At 41.1% G+C, this 4,799-nt stretch carries 6 protein-coding genes; 1 reads left to right on the plus strand and 5 read right to left on the minus strand.

Going from position 1 to position 4,799, the window contains the following annotated elements; genetic code table 11:
* Positions 1 to 81: 81 nt before the first annotated feature.
* The 5 genes from serS to WDC_RS08850 form a co-directional block, all read right to left on the minus strand.
* Positions 82 to 1,383, minus strand: a complete 1,302-nt coding sequence (gene serS, locus WDC_RS08830; RefSeq protein ID WP_044011499.1) for a serine--tRNA ligase — start codon at positions 1,381 to 1,383, stop codon at positions 82 to 84.
* Positions 1,384 to 2,054: 671 nt separating this feature from the next.
* Entirely contained in the window at positions 2,055 to 2,261 is a 207-nt protein-coding gene (locus WDC_RS08835; RefSeq protein ID WP_082040984.1) for a PLDc N-terminal domain-containing protein, read from the minus strand.
* 151 nt (positions 2,262 to 2,412) lie between these two features.
* Positions 2,413 to 2,826, minus strand: coding sequence for an Ohr family peroxiredoxin (locus WDC_RS08840; protein ID WP_044011501.1), 414 nt, complete (start codon positions 2,824 to 2,826; stop codon positions 2,413 to 2,415).
* Positions 2,827 to 2,921: 95 nt separating this feature from the next.
* On the minus strand, positions 2,922 to 3,272 hold the full coding sequence (locus WDC_RS08845) for a DUF2200 domain-containing protein (RefSeq protein WP_044011502.1): 351 nt from the start codon (positions 3,270 to 3,272) through the stop codon (positions 2,922 to 2,924).
* A gap of 14 nt (positions 3,273 to 3,286) precedes the next feature.
* Positions 3,287 to 3,730 carry an OsmC family protein gene (locus WDC_RS08850; RefSeq protein WP_044011503.1) on the minus strand — a complete coding sequence of 148 codons (444 nt, stop codon included), beginning with the start codon at positions 3,728 to 3,730 and terminating at the stop codon, positions 3,287 to 3,289.
* A 160-nt stretch (positions 3,731 to 3,890) separates the two neighbouring features.
* Here WDC_RS08850 and WDC_RS08855 point away from each other — a divergent pair, with 160 nt between their 5' ends.
* Positions 3,891 to 4,676: a transporter substrate-binding domain-containing protein gene (locus tag WDC_RS08855; RefSeq protein WP_044011504.1), complete on the plus strand. Its 786-nt coding sequence runs from the start codon at positions 3,891 to 3,893 to the stop codon at positions 4,674 to 4,676.
* Positions 4,677 to 4,799: the final 123 nt, after the last annotated feature.

Genomic DNA, 4,799 nt, shown 5'->3' on the forward strand with positions numbered 1-4,799 from the left:
GTAGAGGTGATTCCAAATTCGAATCACCTCTACAGGCTTTTACTCATTATACTACGACTTCTGGGCGCGCTTTTTTTCACTCTAGTTATTAAATGGCACCGCATTGTCCTTAGTAATTTTCTCAATTCCATGGAAATATGGTACTAGTACTTCCGGTACTGTTACTGAGCCGTCTTCATTTTGGTAGTTTTCCAAAATAGCAGCAACTGTGCGACCTACTGCTAATCCCGAACCGTTTAGCGTATTAACATACTGCAGTTTGCCGTTATCATCGCGGTACTGAATATGGGCCCGCCGTGCTTGGAAATCTTCCGTATTTGAACAGCTAGAAATTTCGCGATAGATGTTTTGTTCTGGCATCCACACTTCAATATCATGTGTTTCTGCGGCTGAAAAGCCCATGTCGCCAGTCGAAAGTGTGATAACGTGGTATGCTAATCCTAATTTTTTCAGAATTCTCTCGGCATTACCAGTCATTTTTTCCAATTCTGCGTATGAGTCCTCTGGCTTCGTGTACTTAACCATTTCAACCTTGTTAAATTGGTGCATCCGAATTAAACCACGAGTATCGCGGCCAGCAGAACCTGCTTCCGAACGGAAAGATGGTGTCAATGCGGTTACGTAAACTGGCAATTTTTCCGCCGGGATAACTTCATTCGCAAAATAGTTTGTCAATGGAACTTCGGCTGTTGGGATCATCGTCAAATCCTGGTCTTCGTTTTCAATTTGATAAACGTCTTGCTTAAACTTTGGAAATTGACCAGTACCGTACATCGCTTTACTATTGACTAGGTATGGTGGCAATACTTCCGTGTAACCTTCCTTCATGTGTTCGTCCAACATAAAGTTATAGACAGCTCGTTCTAACTGCGCACCTAGACCGACGTAGTAAACGAAACGAGCACCAGATACTTTCGCAGCACGTTCAAAATCTAAAATACCGAGGCCTTCGCCAATGTCCCAGTGTGCTTTTGGTTCAAAATTAAAGTTAGGTGTCTCACCCACCTTGCGTAACTCCACGTTGACTGATTCATCAGGGCCCACCGGAATCCCTTCGTGGGGCATGTTGGGCAAGTGTGCCATTTTATTTTGAAAATCAGCTTCAACTTCGTTCAATTGTTCATCTAACTTTTTAACATCTTTACCGACTTGTTGCATCGCAGCAATTGCATCATCAGCTGATTCTTTATTACGTTTAGCTTGTGCGATCTCTTTTGACACATCGTTACGCTTAGCCTTCAGCGTTTCTGTCTGTTTGATTAAGTCACGTCGTTGTTCGTCCAACGAAAAAATATCATCTAAATCCTCAACCGCCACTCCGCGCGTAGCCAATCGTTCCCGATAAAAATCAGGATTTGTACGCATTTTCTTAATATCTAACATCTAATTTACCTCCAAAAAAAGAGCCATTCATCCCATCTATTTTGGGACGAAATGGCTCTTTTCCGCGGTACCACCCAAGTTTGTCTACTGACACCCTCGATATTGGGTAACGGCCAACTGCCGTGCGGAATTACCCGCCCACATTAACGCATCGGAGTTTCGACAAGCAATTTTCACCAACCATTGCCTCTCTATATGTCTACTTGAAATGCCTTCGTGTTTTCAATAATGTCATCATAATACAATGAGAGAAGATTAGCAACCAGAGTGCGATCAGCGGCGTTAAGATGCTGTAAGCTAAGAGCAGAATAACGATTAATAAATCGGTCTGTGATTTATTGATTGTTATTCTGCTCTTAGCTCTAAGCATCTGCCGCTGATCGCACGTTTAAGAGTACCCATCAGTAACGCTAAGTTGTCGAGGCTAAATACTGAATAACGATTAATAAATCGGTCTGTGATTTATTGATTGTTATTCTGCTCTCAACTCTAAGCATCTGCCGCTGATCGCACGTTTAAGAGTACCCATCAGTAACGCTAGGTTGTCGAGGCTAAATACTGAATAACGATTAATAAATCGGTCTGTGATTTATTGATTATTATTCTGCTCTTAGCTCTAAGCATCTGCCGCTGATCGCACGTTTCCACCATCAAAATCTCCAGTGCACACCCTAAAATGCCTCACGCCCAAACGCATAATAAGCCAGCGCTCCAAACGGTGGCATCACAAAGACCAAGCAAAGCCACAACGCCTTATTTCCACGAATAAACACACTACTCTTAATAATATCGATTAACGCCCACAGTTGAATCAAGCCGCTCACAACAACAAACGGCCACGCTTTTTTCGGAATTGGTTTTTTATGTGTATGCATCATATTTGCCTCCTTGATTGACAGCTTTAATATACCACGGAATGGAACCGTTTACTTATCAATTTAAATTAATTTACACAAATTTTTCAATCTTGCCCGATTCCACAAAAAAAAGCGGGCTCTTCTCAGCAGCCAGCTTCCTTATTAATTAAATTTAGAATTCTAACGTATCGTCCACGCTCAGTTGAACATCGACATTCCCACGGATGGCCTTGGAGTATGGGCAAATTTTATCTGCAGCTGCTAGTAGTTGTTCTTGCTGCTCTACAGACAACCCCTTAATCCGCCCGGTTAAGACGACTCCAATATGATATTCGCTGGCACCACCACTATATAAGGCAACATCAGCACTAATAATATGCTCTGCGTCAATTTGTGCTTCGGCCATCACTTCTTCCAAGCCTTCATTGAAACATGATGAATAGCCAGCTGCAAATAATTCCTCTGGGTTAGTGCCACCCTTACCTGGTGGTGTAATTTGTAAATCCAACTTGCCATTTGGTGAGTGCACTTGACCTTCACGACCACCACGATTAATCATTTTATTCGAGTATAGTTTCTTTGCCATGCTAGTACCTCCATTATTTATTTTATAATTTCAGTATAACATGAACAATAACAGCACACTAACAATATGCTGGTAAAACACAATTCGTTCAGCTTTTATTTGCGCAAAATTTTGACCATTGCCTTACCTTTGGCAACTTCATCGACTAGTTTATCTAAGTAGCGAATTTTTTGTAACAGTGGATTCTCAATTTCTTCCACCCTAACGCCACAGATCACACCCGTAATTAGCTGTGCATTGGCATTAAAATCCGGTGCCTCTTCAAAAAATGTTTTCAAACTAGCTTGGCTGGCCAGCCGTTGTTGCAACTGCACCTGACTATAGCCGGTTAACCACATAATAACCTCATCAACGTCTGCTTTGGTGGCGCCTTTTCGCTCTACCTTATTAATATAGAGCGGATAGATCTGGCTAAATGGCATGGCAAAAATTCTGGGATTCGTCATTTGAATGCTCCTTTTTATGAATCAACTGCCGTCGCAAAATCAAATACGTCAACCACATGCACGTGAACATTGGAACTGCCTTGTAACAACTTAGCGACTGGGCAACGCGTTTCCGCTTCAGCCAACATTTCTTCAGCAATCTCGCGCGGCTGATCAGGAATTAACACCTGCCCATCGACCATGAATTGATATCCATGCGTGTCATACATCATATCAACCCCGACTTGAACCTGACTTTTATGTTCAAAACCGCGCTGTTTTTCAATTGCCTGCAGTGTGGCATTAAGACAAGTTGCTAAAGCTAAGCCAACAAACTGTTCTGGATTGGCTCCTTGTTGTGGCTTGAGTGGGCTGCTAACTGGCACATTTAATTCGCCCTGTCCCTTAACATAAGAACGACCAGGTAGCCCTTCTTTATTCACCATTTCAGCATGATATAAAACTTTATCTGATTTCATCGCGAATCCTCCATCAATTTTATGTTAGCTCGATTATAGCTTAAACAGGTTTGAAAGTACCAATCCAAAGATTTTTCGTTACCGTGGTCAACTAATTTTGACAATTACCATTTAAATCCGTAAGATGATTAGGGATCTTTTTGGAGGAGGAAATTTTTTAATGAAACGTTTATTTAAAGTTTTGGGCGGTTTGATGGCTGTTGGATTATTGATAATTGGATTGGCAGGCTGTGGTAAATCTAGTTCCAGTTCAGCTGAGAAAACACCAGGAAAATTGACGATTGGGCTAGAAGGTACTTTCCAACCGTATAGCTATCACGCCAACCACAAGTTAACTGGTTTTGAAGTTGAACTAGGCAAAGCAATTGCTAAAAAAATGGATCTGAAACCTGTTTTTGTGGAAACAAAGTGGGATTCACTGATCGCTGGGTTGAACGTCGATAAATATGATATTGTGCTAAACAATGTTGCAATTACCAAGCAACGAGCTAAAAAATATACATTTACAACACCCTATATTTATTCAAAATCGCAATTAGCAGTTAAAAAAGACAATACATCGATCAACAAGATTACCGACATTAAGGGTAAAAAAATGGCTGAAACTACAACCAGTGAAAATGCAACAGATGCCAAACGACTCGGCGCAACAGTTGTACCAACCAGTGATTTTGAACAATCAATGGCACTCGTCTTACAAGGTCGTGCTGACGGAACAATCAATTCAAATGGCTCATTTGGCGCATACTTGAAACAAAAGCCCAACGCCAACATCCGTTTAGTTAGCGGTGGCAATAGTGTTCAAACACAAAAAATTGCCGGTATCTTAAAAAAAGGCAGCAAATTATCGCCTAAAGTTAATAAGGCATTAAAAGAATTGCGTGCCGATGGAACGTTAACTAAGTTGTCAAAGAAGTATTTCGGAACGGATATTACCAAAAAATAGAGTGCGAGCAGCCACGCATAGATACCGTAGAGTAACGTAAAAATTTACATATCATAATTCGCTTTTTGAATTCTGATATGTAAATTTTTTTGTTACACGAAGGTATCTGTGGCTGCGAATGGA

The organism is Paucilactobacillus wasatchensis, from assembly GCF_000876205.1.
Classification (GTDB): Bacteria; Bacillota; Bacilli; order Lactobacillales; family Lactobacillaceae; genus Paucilactobacillus; species Paucilactobacillus wasatchensis.

Coding starts and splice junctions, on each gene's coding strand:
- serS (WP_044011499.1), bottom strand. CDS start 1,383: ATGTTAGATATTAAGAAAATGCGTACAAATCCTGATTTTTATCGGGAA.
- WDC_RS08835 (WP_082040984.1), bottom strand. CDS start 2,261: ATGATGCATACACATAAAAAACCAATTCCGAAAAAAGCGTGGCCGTTT.
- WDC_RS08840 (WP_044011501.1), bottom strand. CDS start 2,826: ATGGCAAAGAAACTATACTCGAATAAAATGATTAATCGTGGTGGTCGT.
- WDC_RS08845 (WP_044011502.1), bottom strand. CDS start 3,272: ATGACGAATCCCAGAATTTTTGCCATGCCATTTAGCCAGATCTATCCG.
- WDC_RS08850 (WP_044011503.1), bottom strand. CDS start 3,730: ATGAAATCAGATAAAGTTTTATATCATGCTGAAATGGTGAATAAAGAA.
- WDC_RS08855 (WP_044011504.1), top strand. CDS start 3,891: ATGAAACGTTTATTTAAAGTTTTGGGCGGTTTGATGGCTGTTGGATTA.